Origin of the sequence: Schlesneria sphaerica, assembly GCF_044336245.1 — a bacterium.
GTDB lineage: Bacteria > Planctomycetota > Planctomycetia > Planctomycetales > Planctomycetaceae > Schlesneria > Schlesneria sphaerica.
In genome coordinates, this window is record NZ_CP172346.1 from 4,143,749 (window position 1) to 4,159,923 (window position 16,175).

General features: G+C 55.7%; 15 protein-coding genes. 5 read left to right on the forward strand and 10 right to left on the reverse strand.

Annotation, left to right across the window (positions count from 1 at the left end; all coding sequences use genetic code 11):
- Positions 1–276 precede the first annotated feature (276 nt).
- Positions 277–978: a TIGR00730 family Rossman fold protein gene (locus tag ACGY09_RS15045; protein WP_397568366.1), complete on the forward strand. Its 702-nt coding sequence runs from the start codon at positions 277–279 to the stop codon at positions 976–978.
- Positions 979–1,441: 463 nt separating this feature from the next.
- On the opposite strand, the gene ACGY09_RS15050 is transcribed toward ACGY09_RS15045, so the two are convergent.
- From ACGY09_RS15050 to ACGY09_RS15075, 6 genes are all read right to left on the reverse strand, one after another.
- The gene (locus ACGY09_RS15050; RefSeq protein WP_397568367.1) at positions 1,442–1,624 is read right to left on the reverse strand and encodes a hypothetical protein; all 183 of its coding nucleotides are present in this window, start codon (positions 1,622–1,624) and stop codon (positions 1,442–1,444) included.
- 15 nt (positions 1,625–1,639) lie between these two features.
- Entirely contained in the window at positions 1,640–2,260 is a 621-nt protein-coding gene (locus tag ACGY09_RS15055) for a hypothetical protein (RefSeq protein WP_373649413.1), read from the reverse strand.
- 36 nt (positions 2,261–2,296) lie between these two features.
- Positions 2,297–2,962, reverse strand: a complete 666-nt coding sequence (locus ACGY09_RS15060; RefSeq protein WP_397568368.1) for an esterase/lipase family protein — start codon at positions 2,960–2,962, stop codon at positions 2,297–2,299.
- A 308-nt stretch (positions 2,963–3,270) separates the two neighbouring features.
- Positions 3,271–3,822: a DUF6398 domain-containing protein gene (locus tag ACGY09_RS15065; protein ID WP_397568369.1), complete on the reverse strand. Its 552-nt coding sequence runs from the start codon at positions 3,820–3,822 to the stop codon at positions 3,271–3,273.
- 751 nt (positions 3,823–4,573) lie between these two features.
- A complete protein-coding gene (locus ACGY09_RS15070) occupies positions 4,574–5,434 on the reverse strand; it encodes an IS3 family transposase (RefSeq protein ID WP_397568370.1) in 861 nt (286 codons plus the stop codon).
- A 98-nt stretch (positions 5,435–5,532) separates the two neighbouring features.
- Positions 5,533–5,727: a transposase gene (locus ACGY09_RS15075; RefSeq protein ID WP_397568371.1), complete on the reverse strand. Its 195-nt coding sequence runs from the start codon at positions 5,725–5,727 to the stop codon at positions 5,533–5,535.
- Between the two features lie 294 nt (positions 5,728–6,021).
- Between ACGY09_RS15075 and ACGY09_RS15080 the strand changes: the two genes are divergently transcribed.
- The 3 genes from ACGY09_RS15080 (at position 6,022) to ACGY09_RS15090 (ending at position 8,067) form a co-directional block, all read left to right on the forward strand.
- Positions 6,022–6,450, forward strand: a complete 429-nt coding sequence (locus ACGY09_RS15080; RefSeq protein WP_397571883.1) for a transposase — start codon at positions 6,022–6,024, stop codon at positions 6,448–6,450.
- Positions 6,444–6,842: a transposase gene (locus tag ACGY09_RS15085; protein WP_397568372.1), complete on the forward strand. Its 399-nt coding sequence runs from the start codon at positions 6,444–6,446 to the stop codon at positions 6,840–6,842. Before ACGY09_RS15080 ends, ACGY09_RS15085 begins: the two co-directional genes overlap by 7 nt.
- An 89-nt stretch (positions 6,843–6,931) precedes the next feature.
- A protein-coding gene (locus tag ACGY09_RS15090) for an IS630 family transposase (RefSeq protein ID WP_397568373.1) occupies positions 6,932–8,067 on the forward strand; the annotation gives its coding sequence in 2 pieces (ribosomal slippage) (positions 6,932–7,361 and positions 7,361–8,067; 1,137 coding nt in all).
- A gap of 37 nt (positions 8,068–8,104) precedes the next feature.
- On the opposite strand, the gene ACGY09_RS15095 is transcribed toward ACGY09_RS15090, so the two are convergent.
- From ACGY09_RS15095 to ACGY09_RS15110, 4 genes are all read right to left on the reverse strand, one after another.
- Complete coding sequence (locus tag ACGY09_RS15095) at positions 8,105–8,779, reverse strand: IS5 family transposase (RefSeq protein ID WP_397568374.1); 675 nt, start codon at positions 8,777–8,779, stop codon at positions 8,105–8,107.
- Positions 8,779–10,569, reverse strand: a complete 1,791-nt coding sequence (locus ACGY09_RS15100; protein ID WP_397568375.1) for an ATP-binding protein — start codon at positions 10,567–10,569, stop codon at positions 8,779–8,781. Before ACGY09_RS15100 ends, ACGY09_RS15095 begins: the two co-directional genes overlap by 1 nt.
- A gap of 8 nt (positions 10,570–10,577) precedes the next feature.
- A complete protein-coding gene (locus ACGY09_RS15105) occupies positions 10,578–11,738 on the reverse strand; it encodes an SIR2 family protein (protein ID WP_397568376.1) in 1,161 nt (386 codons plus the stop codon).
- Positions 11,739–12,824: 1,086 nt separating this feature from the next.
- Complete coding sequence (locus tag ACGY09_RS15110; protein WP_397568377.1) at positions 12,825–13,841, reverse strand: helix-turn-helix transcriptional regulator; 1,017 nt, start codon at positions 13,839–13,841, stop codon at positions 12,825–12,827.
- Between the two features lie 1,304 nt (positions 13,842–15,145).
- Here ACGY09_RS15110 and ACGY09_RS15115 point away from each other — a divergent pair.
- Complete coding sequence (locus ACGY09_RS15115) at positions 15,146–15,688, forward strand: type 1 glutamine amidotransferase domain-containing protein (protein WP_397568378.1); 543 nt, start codon at positions 15,146–15,148, stop codon at positions 15,686–15,688.
- Positions 15,689–16,175: the final 487 nt, after the last annotated feature.

A 16,175-nucleotide genomic window follows, 5' to 3' on the forward strand; every position in this document is an offset into this window, starting at 1 on the left:
TGTGTCAGAGTCCTCTCTGACGCAGTGCTCCGCCGACCGAACCAGAAAGAGTTGACCGAACCCAAAAGAACACGGCTCAGCAAAGAGTCCAAGCAGTGGCATGCCCCACCTCTCGCCCAAAGTAGACCTGTCGCTCCCGCGACAGGAAATCCCCCCCCCGCAACCCGTTCCCCCACCAATCGCGGCCAAAGACAAACCCGCCCCCAGCCGGTATTCTGCGCGAACCTGAACCCCCCGCCCAAACTCAACTCAGGTAAACCTTCACGGAAAGAGCACATGCCGGCGCCCAATCTCTCAGCGGAAACCTCTTCGTTTTCCTACGTTTCGACCGAAACCGTTCTCAGGACCGATCTGTCGAATGCCGGTCCGACCGTCTGCGTCTATTGCGCCTCCAGCCGAGCCTGTCATCCCGACTACCACGCCAGTGCCTACCGTCTGGGCGAACTGCTGGCCGAAGGGGGTTGCTCGATCATTTACGGAGGCGGCGGAGCGGGTTCGATGGGGGCCGTGGCCGACGGAGCCCTCAGCCGTAACGGACGGGTGGTCGGAGTCATCCCGCACTTCATGATGGAGCTGGAGTGGGGCCATTCCGGCATTACGGAGCTATTGCGTGTCGAAGACATGCGAACGCGGAAGCATATCATGCTGTCGCAAAGTCAGGCGGTCGTCGCACTCCCCGGCGGATCGGGGACGCTGGAGGAACTGTTCGAAGCGATCACGCTGAAGCGGCTGGGTCTGTACCTGAACCCGATCGTCCTGGTCAATACGCGCGGCTACTTCGATCCCCTGATTGAAATGATGTCGCGGGCTGTGGAAGAACGGTTCATGTCCGAACGACACGGCGCCATGTGGCAAGTCGTCCAGACAGCAGAAGAAGTCCTCCCCGCCATCAAGTCCGCCCCCCAGTGGCCCGCCGACGCCATCCACTTCGCCGCCCAGAACATCCCCCCAACCAGCCAGCCAGAACCACCAAAGTAACCCGCCCCGCATGGTCTCTGTCCCAGGTGCCAGCGTCAGTGAGCCCAACCCAAGTAGGCCTGTCTTCAGCAGGCCTGCCCTCAAGTAGCCCTGTCGCTCGGCGACAGGAAAGCCAACCGCAGAACCAGCAAAGACCCGTCCCAGCCCCCGCAACGCCAGCGGCCACCCCTCACAAATTATGCCACTGCATCAGAGTCCTCTCTGAAGCAGTGCACTGCCGAACGAACCAGAACGAGTACTGCCGAACGAATCCGAACGAAGACTGCTCGGCGAAGAGTCCAAGCAGTGGCATGTCCGACCCGTATTTCCACCCCGCCAAGAGGGGTGGCATTTCCATTAGGGTGGCCCAGACGTCGCTCTGGACGTCTGGGTTGCCATGCAACAAGAGGCCCCGTCGCCGACCAGCCGACGCAAGCAACTGAAAAGCCGCGACCAAACAACAGCCTCACCGAGGATTGCTCAGCTACCACGGTTTGAAGCAGTCCCCGAAGTAGTCCTGCCGTTCCGCGGCAGGCAAACCGATCGCAGCACCGGTCAGGTTTCCACGTCCACCCGCCAACGCCAGCGACAGCAACCCGCCTCGCCCCTCTGTGGACGCAACCAGCAACTGCTGGTGCGAAGTCTGTCCTCTGCATCGTAGCGACACATTTTACCATGCCGATCACATGCCGTGCGGTCCCGACATGAGGCTGATGATCCCGGTCATCAGTGACTGCAGCGAGGGACCGATCAGGAACACGAAACTCAGCATGAGCAGCATGAAGTAGTACAGTCGATTGCCGTTGGTATCAAACATCAGCAGGTAGAGCAGGCCACCGACCAGCGACAGGGCAGCAAGACAGGCCACTCCGTTACCGTATTCACTGACGGCGAAGTAGCGGTAGCGACGTGTAACGAACTCGGCCTGAATCTGGCGGAACTGATCTTCGATTTCGGGTGAGTTCGGCTTCTCGGGCGGATCGGGAAGTCGTGGGGGTTTCAGGTCCGATTTCGTCAGGTTGGCATACTCATCCAAATCCCGTTCGTAGATCGCCAGCACTTTTTCATAGTGCTTCAACTGAAGGTCGTAATTCTTCAGAGCAATTTCATGCTGCTTCTGCCGCTCGGGAAACGACTCTTTGTTCCGCTGCTGTTCGAGCTCAACCCTTTTCTCGTCGGCGGAAAATCGAATGCGGCTCAGTCCCAGCACTTCCGACCTCAGCCAGTAAGTCACCAGCAGTAACACCAGAAACCCGCCGATCGAGAACAGCTTGGCAGCAACAATCCGGCGTTCTCCAGACATCGTACGTTTCTCCAACGGGGGTTGAGCGGACACAAGTTATTGATTCTGGTCCGGGGCGGGACTCAAGACAGGCTGATCCGCCTTCAAACACTCAATCACCGTTTTCACGACGAGCGAGTTGGACGGCATGAACGTATGCGAAACCGGCAGGCGAATCTCTTCGGTGATCCAGTCAGCACAGACTTCGGAGTATGACACCACGCAGTCATTCTCTTCGTCGCCGAAGAGTTTCTTGAGCGGTCCAAGCGACTTGGTACCGATGATACTGGTGGTGGGGACCTGGCTCGCCGCGACATGTTCCATGCGATCGTCCGAGGCGAGCAGTTGACCGCAGTCGCTGGTCGCCAGTCGGAACAGCCAGTTTCGTTTCAGTGCTTTGGCGATGCGGGAAGGGCGGACGGGGGAGCCCAGCAGGATGATGCGGGTCGGCATCCGCGTCCCCGGCGGAAGTGTCGCGACGGCCTCCCGGAGCAGGACTCCCCCCAGGGAATGCCCGATCAGGACGTAATCCCCCTGGGCCGCGAGGCGTTCGATCTTCTGTTCGAGTCGCCGGCTGATGGAGGTGAAGTTCTGGAAGGTGACACTGTAAAAGTACCACGACGGCGAAAATCCGTTCTGCTTCAACTGCCTGAGCAGCGGAAACGCGGTGATCGGAGAACGCCCCATTCCGTGAACAAACAAAGCCTGCATGGCAACTGTCATCTCAATTCCAGACCCCGAGCGTCCCCGGCCTGTCGGTTCGGCATCCGTCACAACAGAACGCTCTGATCTTAGGGAGACCGCAAAGCGAATGCCACAGTTAACAACCGAGTCAGAGCCGACTGCCTGCCGCGCAGGGGCTCCGAATGGTTGAACGGCTTGTTGAGAAACGAAGGCTGCCTCCGAGGTCATCCGAGGTGCCTGTCTCCGTTTCTTCAGCTCCCGCTCCCTTGTCCGTGACCGACGAAACGGAACGGTTCTCCGTTCATCTGATCGACATCAGACGAGGACTGGCCGGGTCGACCCGAGGGTTACTCGTCGTCCTCATCGTCATCAAGGTGCAGCGGTTTTGGTCGTTCGGGGATGTAGGGAATGAGTCCCTGTTTCACGGCTTCTTCCTGGATTTCCCGCTTGAGGAACCGGGCGTCGATGATGAGTCCACCCACATCAATCATCCAGGCCAGGGGGTTCGATTCGTTTTGACTGCGGAGCGACCAGTTGATGTCCATGGATTTGATGTTGAACATCTTGCGGATCAGCATCGACTTCCCTTGCCCCGTACTTTCGGCGACGCCAAACGCCTTGTCGATGGCGGTCAATTTCATGTGCGGCGTGTTCGAGCGGTCGTCCAGAAAGTTGACCCAGCCGATGGTGCGAACGATGCCACAGGCCCAGGTCGTCGGCTTGCCGCTGATCAGCGGAGTCGGTCGCTTGCGAGCCAGCTTGTCGGTCAGACGACGACAAAGTTCGGCATACTCGGCGTTCAGATGCTCACGGCAGAAATCCGCGACGAGCTGCTCAATCTGTTTGACGGCCTCCGGTTTGTCCTTGTCCTTGTTCGGGGCGGGTTTACGTTTCGGCATGGTCAGTTCACTTCGAGCAAGTCGACGTCAGATCCGTATTCAGAAGAAGGTCAGAGAAGGGGATCGATCCCCGTCCCACCCACAAACGGGAATCATCGGGAAATCTGCCGCGCCGATCAACCAGGGAGGGATTCTCGACCAAATTAAGAGTTCAGCCCGGCCCCCATCCAAAAAACAACGATCGATCCGCACCTCCTCAATTCCGCATCATGAGCGTGCATCAAGTCGTTTCGTCCTGATGTCGTCCTGTCCTCAAGGAGCCCTGTCGCTCTGCGACAGGAAAGCCAACCGCAGAACCAGTAAAGATCCGTCCCAGTCCCCCCAACGCCAGCGGCCCCCCTCAAGATCATGCCCCTTCATCAGAGTGTGCTCTGACGTAGTGCTCTGCTGAACGAAGAACCCTTCACCAATACATCACTGCCCGAAGGCCCACAACGAAAAAATGTCCCCAGGAACACTCCGCAACAGAGTCGGCGACGAACCGAAAGAGCACTGCTCGGCGAAGACGTCCGAGCAGTGGCATGCCCGACCCGTAGGTCCACCACCCAGGGTGTCCCGACCACCTGTTCAGGGCGGTTGGGTTTCCGCGTGGAGAACCCCGCGAGCGTCGGTAAATCCCACTGTCTTGCACACCCGCTTCAATTAGGCCACGCTTATTCAGCGTGGAGAACTACCGATAAAAACACCGTCCCGACTTAACGAAACATCGCTTCAATGGACTTGCCCATGAAATGTGGGCGCGAGGTTAGGATTAAGTGGCCTGCTCGAACTTGACGGGTGGGAGGTACCCGATCGTCGAGCGCCTTCTGACGCGGTTGTAGAACGCTTCGATGTATTCAAAGAGGCTTTGGCGCGCTTGCGCATGAGTCTGATACCGTTCGCGGTGGACCAGTTTCTTCTTCAAGGTGGCGAAGAAGCTCTCCATCGGTGCATTGTCCCAGCAGTTGCCTCGGCGACTCATCGAGCAGGTGATCAGATTTCGTCTCAGAAGTGTTGGGTGGTGTTCGCTGGCATATTGCACCCCGCGATCCGAGTGCGCCACCAGGCCTGCGGCAGGAAGTTCTCGCTGGACTGCCATCTCCAGCGCATCGACGACCAGTCGACTGTCAATCCGATCTGACATCGACCATCCCACACCCTTGCGTGAGTACAAATCTTCGACGGCCGCCAGATAAAGCCATCCTTCATCCGTCGGAATGTACGTGATGTCTGCAGTCCAAGTCTGATTCTTTTGAGAAGGAGCAAACTCACGATCCACGACATTGGCAGCCACCGGATGAGAATGATTGGAATCCGTCGTGCTCACCCGGAACTTCTTCACCGTCGCGGCCTTGATTCCTGCCTCTTTCATGCATTTCGCAACGGTTTTCCGATTACAGGGATGGCATTGAGCTTTCAGTTCTGCCTGAAGTCGTGGTGCTCCATAAACATCATGATACTTCATCGCATGAATGGTCTGAATGCGACGCGTCAGTTCCTCGCGTCGCCGTGAAGTCTCACAGACGGGACGTTTTCGCCAGGCGTAGTACCCGCTGCGGGAAACGTCCAACACCCGACATTGAACTGTGGCAGGCCACACACGGCGATGGTCTTCAATGAACTGATATTTCATTTGGACTCCTTCGCGAAGAACTGCGTCGCTTTTTTTAAAATGTCACGTTCCATCCGTAGGAGCTCGACTTCGCGGCGCAATCGCGCCAGTTCGGCTTCCTACGGCGTCTGCTGACCCTTTCCGGGAAAGGCTTGGTCCCCTTGCTCGGCAAACTGCACCTTCCACTTGTGCAACAGTGTCTGACTGATCCCCAACCGGCGTGAGACCTCGACCACAGACAAATGCTGATCCAGCACAAGGCTCACTGCTTCACGCTTAAATTCGGGTGTGTGCTTCCGACGTTCTTTCGACATACTCTGGACTCCTCAAGGGAAAGCATACTCGCTTTTCCTCGCGCCCACATTGCATGGGTAAGTCCAGTTCAAGCCCGATTTTGGTTAGCAAGCCTTCGGGTTATGAGTCCGATCATTGAGATCTGAATCATGGCTTCGCTGGGTTCTGGGTTAAGCTCATAGTCCTTACTGTGCCGTCGGTGCCGAGCCAGCTAGAGGCAGTTTCAAGACCCTGTTTTGCAATAACGACTCTGGCAGTCAATTTGCATACCGGTAAGGGAGAAAGGAGTCCCTTACATGCGAATTACCCTGTCCATGTGGCCCCAGCGACGGCGGCCGAATACGACAGGGTCCAGGACGGTCCCGAAGCCTTTTCTCGATGATGCCCAGTGGAATTCCATCAAAGATCTGTTTGCGAACCCTCTTCCATCCCCACTGGGAGGCCGACCGCGAGTCGAGCCTCGACCATGTCTGGAGGGAATTTTGTGGGTCCTGAAGAGCGGAGGACGATGGCAAGATTTACCAGAGCGATACCCCTCTCCTGCAACATGCTGGCGAAGGCTGAAAGAGTGGACGGAGAGAGGAATCATGGTCAAAACGTGGGAGCGTCTGCTGAAGTCCCTTGATCGACAGAAACGGCTGAACTGGTCGCAGGCAATGGGTGATGGCACCTTTTCGCCTGCAAAAAAGGGGGCGCCGAGTTTGGCAAGACCAAGAAAGGCAAAGGAACGAAACTCATGCTGATGACGGACGGTAACGGCGTCCCCATCTCGGGGTTCACCATTTCTGCACAGGTCGCCGAAGTCAACACGATCGAGACGCTGGTCGACATTCAAGTTGCTGGCCAGAAACCAGAGAGGCTGCTCTACGATAAGGCTGCCGATGCGGATTGGGTTCGTGACACACTCCAACTGCGAGGTATCGAGCAAATCACACCCCACCGAAAAGGCCGGAAGAAGCCGTCTCGACAAGACGGGCGAAGACTGAGGAGATATGCGAGCCGCTGGAAAGTGGAACGCACGATCAGCTGGTTAGGCTATCAGAGAAGACTTCTTGTCCGGCACGAATACTACCCGCATCTCTTCGAAGGCTTTTTCCATCTCGCCTGCGTGATGATATGCTTGAACCGGTTTTGAAACTGCCTCTAGTGCATTGTCACCCATCGAAACAGGGATTGCCATAATCCGTATTTTGCGAGAATCTGTATGGCACAAGGAGGTGTGCGATGCAGAAGAAGTATATTGTTCGGTTGAACGACGAAGAACGTCAGGTCCTTCGAGAAGTCGTCGGTAAGCTGAAAGGCTCGAGCCAGAAGGTGAAGCGAGCTCAGATTCTCTTGAAGGCCGATGTCGAAGGTCCGGGCTGGTCTGATCGCAAGATCGCCGAGGCGTTCAACTGTCGGACACAGACCGTGGAAGATGTTCGCCGTCGATTAGTGGAATGCGGTTTCGAAGAAACTTTGTGTGGCGCGAAGCGTGAGACGCCAGCGACGCTGAAGTTGTTGGATGGTAACCAGGAGGCGAAGATCATCGCCTTGCGTTTAGGACAGCCGCCGAAAGGCTATGCGAACTGGACGCTGCGTTTGTTGGCTCGTAAAGTCGTCGAGTTGGAGATTGTAGACTCCATCAGTCACGAAACTGTCCGTCGCACACTCAAAAAAATGGCATGACCAACCGCAAGATTCAGTACTGGGTGATCCCTCCCGAAGCCGACGCCGAATTTGTCGCGGGCATGGAGGATGTGCTGGATATTTATGCAAGACCCTACGATTCAGGCTGCCCGGTGATCTGTATGGATGAGCAACCGGTCCAACTTTTGAAAGAAACACGGACACCGATTCCCGCGACAACGAAACATGCCAAGCGGGTTGACTACGAGTACGAACGGGCCGGCACTGCAAACATTTTCATGTTCACGGAACCTCTGGCTGGGTGGCGCAAAGTGACCGTCAGACAGACCAAAACAAAGATCGACTGGGCTCTGGAAATGGCTCGTTTGCTCGACGGTCGATATGCGACGTCAGAAAAGATTATTCTGGTCTGCGACAATCTGAACACACATACGAAAGGTGCGTTCTACGAGGCATTTGAGCCGGACCGCGCTCGCTCATACGTCCGACGCATCGAATTTCACCACACACCCAAACACGGCAGTTGGCTGAACATCGCTGAGAACGAGCTCAGTTCCCTGACTCGACAATGTGCCTCAGGTCGACGCTTTCCTGATATCAAGACCCTTCAGAGCGAAGCCACGGCTTGGTCTGACCAAGTGAACTCAACACAACGAGGGGTGAATTGGCAAATGAAGATTGACGATGCACGAACTAAACTCAAATCCGTATACCCACGTTCTTTGATGTGACAAAGCACTAGGCGAAGGTTCACTCCACAATCCATCGCTACGGCAAGACGAAGAATCCGCTGGTGTTCGGCAGTCCACCTCGACCGTAGGCGCTGTCCGTGAAAATTCGCCGTAATCGACCGAACGACTCAAGCTTGTGCAGAAGGTAGCAAGCGCCGTCCTGATCCTGCCAGGAGGCGGCATGAACGACGACTCCCCAGATGAGTCCCAACGAATCAACGGCGATGTGCCGCTTACGACCAGTAATCTTTTTCCCTGCATCGTAGCCTCTTTCCGCTCCTCCTTCCGCGGTACGAATCGATTGGCTGTCGATGATGGCCACGCTCGGCGTTGGCTTCTTGCCAGCCGCCTGACGAACTTTTCGACAAAGGGTTTCGTGGAGCGAATTCCAGACTCCGTATCGACGCCAGCGCCAGAAAACGGTGTAAACCGTTTTCCAAGGAGAGAATTCGAGAGGCAAGTAACGCCACTGACAACCGGTTCGATTTAGGTACAGGATCGCATCCAGAATGGTTCTGCGGTCCACAGGCGGTCGCCCCACTTTGGCCCGCTTGGGTAACAGTTTTTCAATCACCTTCCATTGCTCATCCGTGAGGCTGCTGGGATAATCCTTCATGATCGCTGCGGCTCCGTCTTCCTTGACCTGAGAATCCATGGATGCGGAGTCGTAGCGATTTTTTACGGTTCCGGCGATTTGAAGACTTCGTCTCATTACTTTTGATCTCGAGACTGGCGGCGCATGTTTTCTACCGCAGCAACAAGATCCACTTCTGCCTTGCGTTCGGTCCACCTCGCCCAAAAGGGGATCGTCGCGCTACGGGGTTCGTGCTTAGGTTTCGACATCTTGATTCGCGTTGGCAGTAGGGTGGCATCTCCTACAACAACAGCCTCACCCACGTCCAGTGTCGGTAACACTTCCATCAGCCCTTCCAAGCTTTCCGGCAATAGTTGCTTCACCACCGATTGGTCAGTTTTGTTCGCAAGGCGTAAGCTGATGATGTTGCTGCACTGGCTGAGAATCGTTGTACTGACATCTGAAGGTCGTTGGCTGACCACCATCAAGCCTACGCCGTACTTGCGTCCTTCTTTAGCGATCCGCTCATAATTCTCCAATGCTCTCTTCTCCAACGGGCCCGTTGAGGCGGCGCTACTAGGTAAGTATAGGTGAGCTTCGTCGCAAACGATTACGATCGGATGCCGCGCATCCCCGTCCTCTCCCGGATCGCTCCAGAACTGAATCTGGTAAATGAGTCGTCCAACCAGCCCAACTACCACTGGCAGAATATCGGAAGGCACCTCCGAGAAGTCGATGATCTTGATGCCGGGATTGACGTCAGCCTTGGCACTGCCTGTGCCGAGAAGCTTTCTTGCAAGTTCATGCAATGCCTCGTAAGTTTCGTACTCCGCGGGGGCTTGATACATGAACGCATACCGACGATCGTTCATCTTGGTCTTCAATCGAATGAGAAAACGCGACAGCTTTCCGTGTAGCGGGCCTTTCTCGGTCTTGGGTTGTCCCTTCTTCGCACCTGAAACGTATTCTTCACCCGTCGGAATAGCCTCTTCGTTCTTTCTATCAAGAGAACAGACTAGATCATTCAGTTTGTATGGAACTGGTGTATCTACAGTGAAGCCTTCAAGGAGCTCTGGCTTCTTGAGCAAATCGATGGCTGAATGTTTCATCTCCACGACGGAATCCATGAGTGCAAGAGCCTGGTTGGGTGCGTTGTCTCCGGAACGATCTACAAACACTGATTGCATTTCGTCATACGTCAGCAGCCAGAACGGTAGGAAGATAGCGTCCTTGTTCCCGGCTTTAATGTCACCGATGCCAGCAATCCGGTAATGTGAGGCAAACTTCATGCTGGAGTACTCGCCATGCAAATCAAGGACGACGATGTTCGCGTGTGGCAGTAAAGCGGACTGTTCCAAGATAGAGGCTACGGTGAAAGATTTTCCGGAGCCCGTACTTCCGAGTAGTGCCGCATGCCTTTGGAATAGCTTGTCCCCGTCAATGTAGGCGCTTGCCTTGCCGTCAAGGGTATAGGTTCCGACTCTGAGAGGGGCTGCGGCGTCGGTTTTAGAAGACGCACTCAAGATGCCCATGAATTCTTCGAGAGACTTCTCCTCGATAGGAAACACGGGCCGGTTTATCTCGGGAAGTATGAAGACAGCTCGAGTGAACGCATTCCTGCGCTGCCCGTCTCGGGCACGATAGGTGCCGACGAGGCTGATTGAAATGCCGTTCTCTTCCTGAGATATGTCGGTCAGGTCAGGAATTTCTTCACCCGCTGAGAATGTTGGCAATTCGACCGGATGTCGCCAAACGCGCTCGATAATGCCGATCAACCACTCGTCTCCCATCGACTGGATGGCGACCAGGCGACCAACGCGAGCTTTTTGGAGGCGTTGACCGTCCGTCACTCGCACTGCGATTCGTGAGGTCTCAACGCTGCGAACTTCGCCCAGGGACTGCTCTTCATTGAATTTAAAAATGCTCATTTGTTGCTTCACTCCAAGAAACGTTTTAGGAAGTCATCGAGCTGCCAGAGAGGTTCAGGAGATCTCAGTGTCTTCCCATTCCAGTGAAAGATAGCTCCGTCGTCGGATCTGAACACAGCTATTGCGTGCGGATGGTCGTTGAGAAGTTGCTCAATATTGGGAGTAGGGCTGCGTGTAATAAGAATGATAGGCAGTCCTTCAGATAAACGACGTGAAATGACGCCTTGAAGATGGTCGTCATTAAAACCGAAGCCGAGGCAGAGCAATGCTTGCGTACCGGAAAGTACGTAGTTCATTTCAGTGCGCATTGCGTCGAACAACGTGTTTACCAATGCATCCTGATATTTTGAAGGTCCTGGAACTACGATGGCCCTGTCAGCGATAGAAACATCGTTGAGTACTTCCACTGCTCCTTCTTCAGTCGCCAACCAACTGATCGAGCCATGCGGCTTATATAGACGAACGGTTTTGCAAAGTCTGTGATCGACTTGTTGCTGGTGCTTCTCTGCAACCAGAACTCGATTGTATTGCGTTTGAAAAAGTGAATCGAGGCGTGGCCTACGCCGACGGAATCCCATGAAACCTGTGTCTAGTGGAAGATTTGCTAAATCGCAGAACAGCTCCAGCAAAGTGTCGTAGTTGGTCGTTATAACGTGGATGCACTCAGCGTTTTGTGGTGAACCCGTGAACAAGTGTTTCAAGAGGCGTGACGGTGCATGTTCTCGATTCGGCTTTTCATCAAGGATTCTTTCTTCGGCGGCGATAGTCCTGTCGAGAATCAGTTTTGCGGTTTCTCGGCGTATGGATAGTATGATCTCATTCCATACTGCAGCGCCGAGTGGAATATTATTGAGTCCGGCCTCCAGGTTCGCTTTGACCGCAGCAATAGATTGCGTCCAAGCAGTCCTCGCTTCATCGGTGCTCAGTCCATCGTGCACTGTTGTTGCTAGGTGGTCTGCTAATTCTTTCATGCCGGGAAGGTCATAGCCGCAAGAGAAGCCAGACCCAATTAGCAGTACTGGCGTTTTGCGGAAAAAGGATTGTATGTCGGCGAATAGTTCGTCTGGTAGTTCATCGGTTGGCATTTCGCCCTGCCTTGCAGGTTCGATGTAGGGAAAGAACACTCCCGGCGAAGACAAACCGCCGTGCTGGAGTGTCAGATAGTGCAACCTCGCTTCTCCATCTCTTTTTATTTAGGACGAATTTATGCACCGCATACGCGGTGGTGAGCTTCTGGTCGCCTTAAAGCACCTGGAACCGTCGGCTGCAGGTTGGATCATCTGAACGTTCACTCTTGAAAAAGGCCTTGGTATCTGGGGCTGGTCTTTGTTTACAATGTTGTGGAAATGATTGCTGGCCGCGCTGCCTCGAATTGTGATGGCCAGCCCACGGCTATACGTGAGCCGTTCGACCAAGACCCAGGAATTGTTGGACGTCCAATATTGGTGGTGCTTCGTAGCGAGCTTCTTTGTGTGGGCCCTCCACACTGGCAGGTTGTACGTCCGGGCGTCCGGCGATGGGCCCAGAGAACAGAACCCGGCTGTTCGCTGACGATGTCAACGGAGTTGAGCCAGTTCATTCCACTACACTTCGTCATCGCCGGATTGAAGTTGTGCGCGCCGCCCATCCCGCTGTCGTTGAGCGATAATCGCTGGCTGATGCTGGGCGGTTTTGTGAAAGGAATGCATTCGGCAGGTAGTTCGCTCCCATCGTCTGCGTAATCGCATATTGTCCCCTTGCCGTGGATAACTTCTCGGAGGGTTTTGGCGAGCATCGTCGTCCTCTATAAGTTTAATTCTTCACCGCAAAGTTTGTTCCAGCCACTCCATGCTCATTCGGAGAGGAAACGATTGCTGAATACGCTTCTTTCCTACGAGCGTATCCTGTGTCGAGCTGCGTTATACCCGGCGATTCCTCGTCCTTACGCCCACGGTCTACATTCTACATTGCTGGATTTTCGGCGGAAACTGTCGGAGGCGATGAGGTGTAGCCGCGAAGGAAGGTGATTGTATAGCGAACTCCTACCGGTTGCGAGTACCCGGGTTGTTGTGATCGCGCGATGTTGATGTCTCCCGTCACATAGTTTACGCAGTTGTTGCTTGCTGAGAGTTGTTGAGTGGGCGGTTCACATACTTGTTCTTGGCTGTATTCGGCTGGGTTGTGCACTGTTCTCGGTTATGATCCGTAAATGAATCATATGATGAGTGGTAGCAGTGAGAGTATGATGTGATCGTAGGGTTTGAACAAGTGTGATCTTAGTTGGGGACAGATTTATGGCGGTTGTAGCTTTCTAGTGTTTGTTTCAGTTCGTCGATGATTTCTGTTTTCAGTGATTTGGGTTCCAGGACGGTGGCTTTGGGGCCGAAGCTCTGGATCCAGGATTTCAGTTCCTGCGTGTTTTCCAGTTGCAGTTCCAGCGTGACGCTGCCGTCGTTTTCCCGTTTGAGTTGCTGTGATGCGTGCCAGATCTTTTCCTGCACGTAGCGGGCGACGGAAGGGGCGAAGCGGATGCGGATTCGTTGTAGTGGTGGTTGTTCGGGAGCTTCGCTGCGGAAGACACCGAACGAGTTCGCGAAGTGTTTTTCCAGACTGAAGTCGGGGTCGGGTGTGAATTGCAGTTGCTGAATGTCGACTCCACTGACTCGATCAATCTTGAAGTGACGGATGCTGTCGTGGTCGCGGGACCAGGCGACCAGATACAAAGCCCCTTTGTGATAAGCGATCCCGTACGGGTACATCTCGAGTGAGACCGGTTCCGTCGCTCGTTCGCTCTGGTAGGCGACAAAGGCGATCCGTTGCTCTTCCACGGCCTGCATCAGCCGGTCGATGACTTCGGCCTTGCCGCTGTAGTCGGGTCGGCCGGGGATCGTCTGAAAAAAATGACGTGAGACTTTTTCGAGCTGTGAAAGGGCGGCTTCCCCCAGCATCGACTGGATCTTGGTGAACGCGGTCTGCGCGGACTTCCAGAAGTACGTTCCGGCCAGCGGGTCGAGAAACTGACGGCCGAGGTAAAGCGAGACTGCTTCGGGCCAGGTGAAGTGAATCGGGGCCCGGGGGCCTCCTTCGGTCAGACGCCAGTGCTTGCGGCCGAACTCGGATACTCGTTCGGATAACGGGAACCCCGCCTGGCGCAGCGTGTTCAGATCCCGCAGGATGGTGCGGGTGTTGACCTCAAACTCCTGACTCAGCTCCTTGACGGTCTGCCCCTGACGACGGTGCATCAGTGCAATGAGAATCCGCCATTGCCTCTGCACAGGTGTTGAGGAGTCCATCGAGATTTCCCGCATTTGTTCATGAGGTTGTTCTGAAACAATCCAGGTGTTCAGAGGATACACACGGAGTTTGTCATTTTCTGTCATACCCTGACAAAAAATTGAGAAACGCCGTGTGACGGATGTCGTACTTCAGACGACCCAGGCAACTGAGCCACACCGGTTCCCCGCGTCGACCTGCATTTCCCGGGTGGCCGGGCGGCTTTTCGGTGGGGGAGGCTTTCCAGATGTTTGGAAGCGGGGGCGGGATTGGTGCTGCGTGGATTTCCGGGGGTGGTAACTTTGTCGTGGCGGTTTTGTTGTTCGTTTCTTTGTCTGGAAGTTTTATCTGGAAGATGGGGCGCTGGCCGGGCGCGCGAATCCGTCTGGTCGCGCTGTGGCCGTCGCCGTGCGGAGTCGGCCGGAGGGAGGGGGGGCGAACGAACTGGCGGCGCAAAGACTGGCATGCTGCCTGGACTCGCTTCTGGCGGATTGGCTGGCGGGTTGGCCTTGTCGCGCCGGTGGAGAGCCGGGTCAGGATTTTGGTGAGGCGGGGGCCGGGGTTACTGCGAGCGGAGCCTGGGCGGGGTGGGTCGAGACGGGCTGGGTTGGGATGAGGTCTGAAGGGGAGGCGATTAGATGCTCAAGGTGCTCAAGCTGCTCAAACGTGAGCAACTAATCCTGGGGCCTGACAAACAGGGAAAAGGATGATTAGGTGCTCAAGGTGCTCAACCGCGCGCAGCGCGCATTTCGGCCGGTATTGGCGATTCACCCGCGTAGGCTGAGTTGTTGCGGGGGAATGAGGCGACGTGGTTATCTGGGATGGGGTGGCCCCGTTTGGAAGATGCTCAACCAAGGTGCCCAACCAAGGTGCCCAACCAAGGTGCCCAGGGAAGATGCCCAGGGAAGATGCCCAGGGAAGATGCTCAAGGAAGGTGTTCAAGGAAGATGCTCAAGGAAGATGCTCAAGGAAGGTGTTCAACCAAGATGCTCAAACAAAAAAATTCGCTGGCTTGGGGGCGGGGATGTGGCGTGAGCGGGCCGTGTCGCAAAATTGTCGGGCGGCGGCGGGGTTTGGGGCCGGTAGGGGACTTTCCCGGGGGCTGGTGTTACTTTGCTGTCGAACTGATACGCCATTTGCACGTCACTGCCTGTGGAAATAGGGGGACAGGGACCTTGAGCAATACCGATTCCTCATGGATTTCGAGCGGACTTCGGAGCCAGTCCCCCCCTTTTTCAATCGTCTGGTAGCGTACGGAAGCTCGGTTTGGAGCCGGCGCTTTTGACGGGCGTCGTGGCGGAAACTCAATTGAGGAGAGACGTTAATGTCGACACAACTGGCCGGACAGCGGATTCTGATTCTTGTCGGAGATGACTATGAAGATCTGGAGCTGTGGTATCCCAAGCTCCGTCTGATTGAAGCGGGGGCCAGTGTGGTCGTGGCGGGTCAGAAGGGGGGCGTCGTCTATCACGGCAAGCATGGCTACCCCTGTCGATCCGATGTCGCCATTGACGAAGTCGAAGCGGGGGATTTTCATGGGATCATCCTGCCGGGGGGCTGGATGCCCGACAAGCTGCGACGCGAAGCCAAGGTGCTCAGTTTGACTCAGGAATTTGCCGCAGCGGGGAAACTGGTGGCGGCGATCTGTCACGGTGGCTGGATCCCGATTTCGGCGCAGGTCTACCGAGGTGTGCGCGTCACCGGTTCGCCCGGGATTAAAGATGACCTCGTTAATGCCGGGGCGGAATTTGAAGATGCGCCTGTCGTGATTGATCGCCACTTCGTCAGCAGTCGCCGTCCGGACGATCTCCCCGCGTTCTGCCAGGGAATGCTGGAAGTGCTGACCCACGGCTCGGGGCGGAAATAAGTCGTGAGAGAGCTCCGGAACGGTGTGCAGGTCGTTAAGGCACCAACCCGATCGGTCCCACCCCGGCCCCCGGTCGACGCCTCTTCGCGGCCGCCGGGGGCCGCGTCCCCCTCAGGGGTTTGCTCACGTTTCCAGTCTCATCACGGATGCTCACTCACCCGGTTCAAACACGAGAGCACCTGCCCGTTGAGGAGGTGACACCTGATCCCTCCCCCCGTGCCGCCCGCCGTGATGAATCGAGCTCATGGAAACCTCTTGTGCGACGCACACCGGTAGCCCGGGAAGACCCGGTCAACCGGTGCTACCCTTAACGGATGCCCAGCCCGTTGCCCGTTCTCGTCGCTTCGTTGGAAAATATTCTGATCGGGGTGACCTGGGGGTTTGGGGTGTGCGGGTGATGCGCGTGATTTGAACTTATTTCTGCAGCTCGGCGGGGTCGATGGAGAACGAACGCCTGTCGAGTTGCCTGGAGGCGAATCGAGAGACG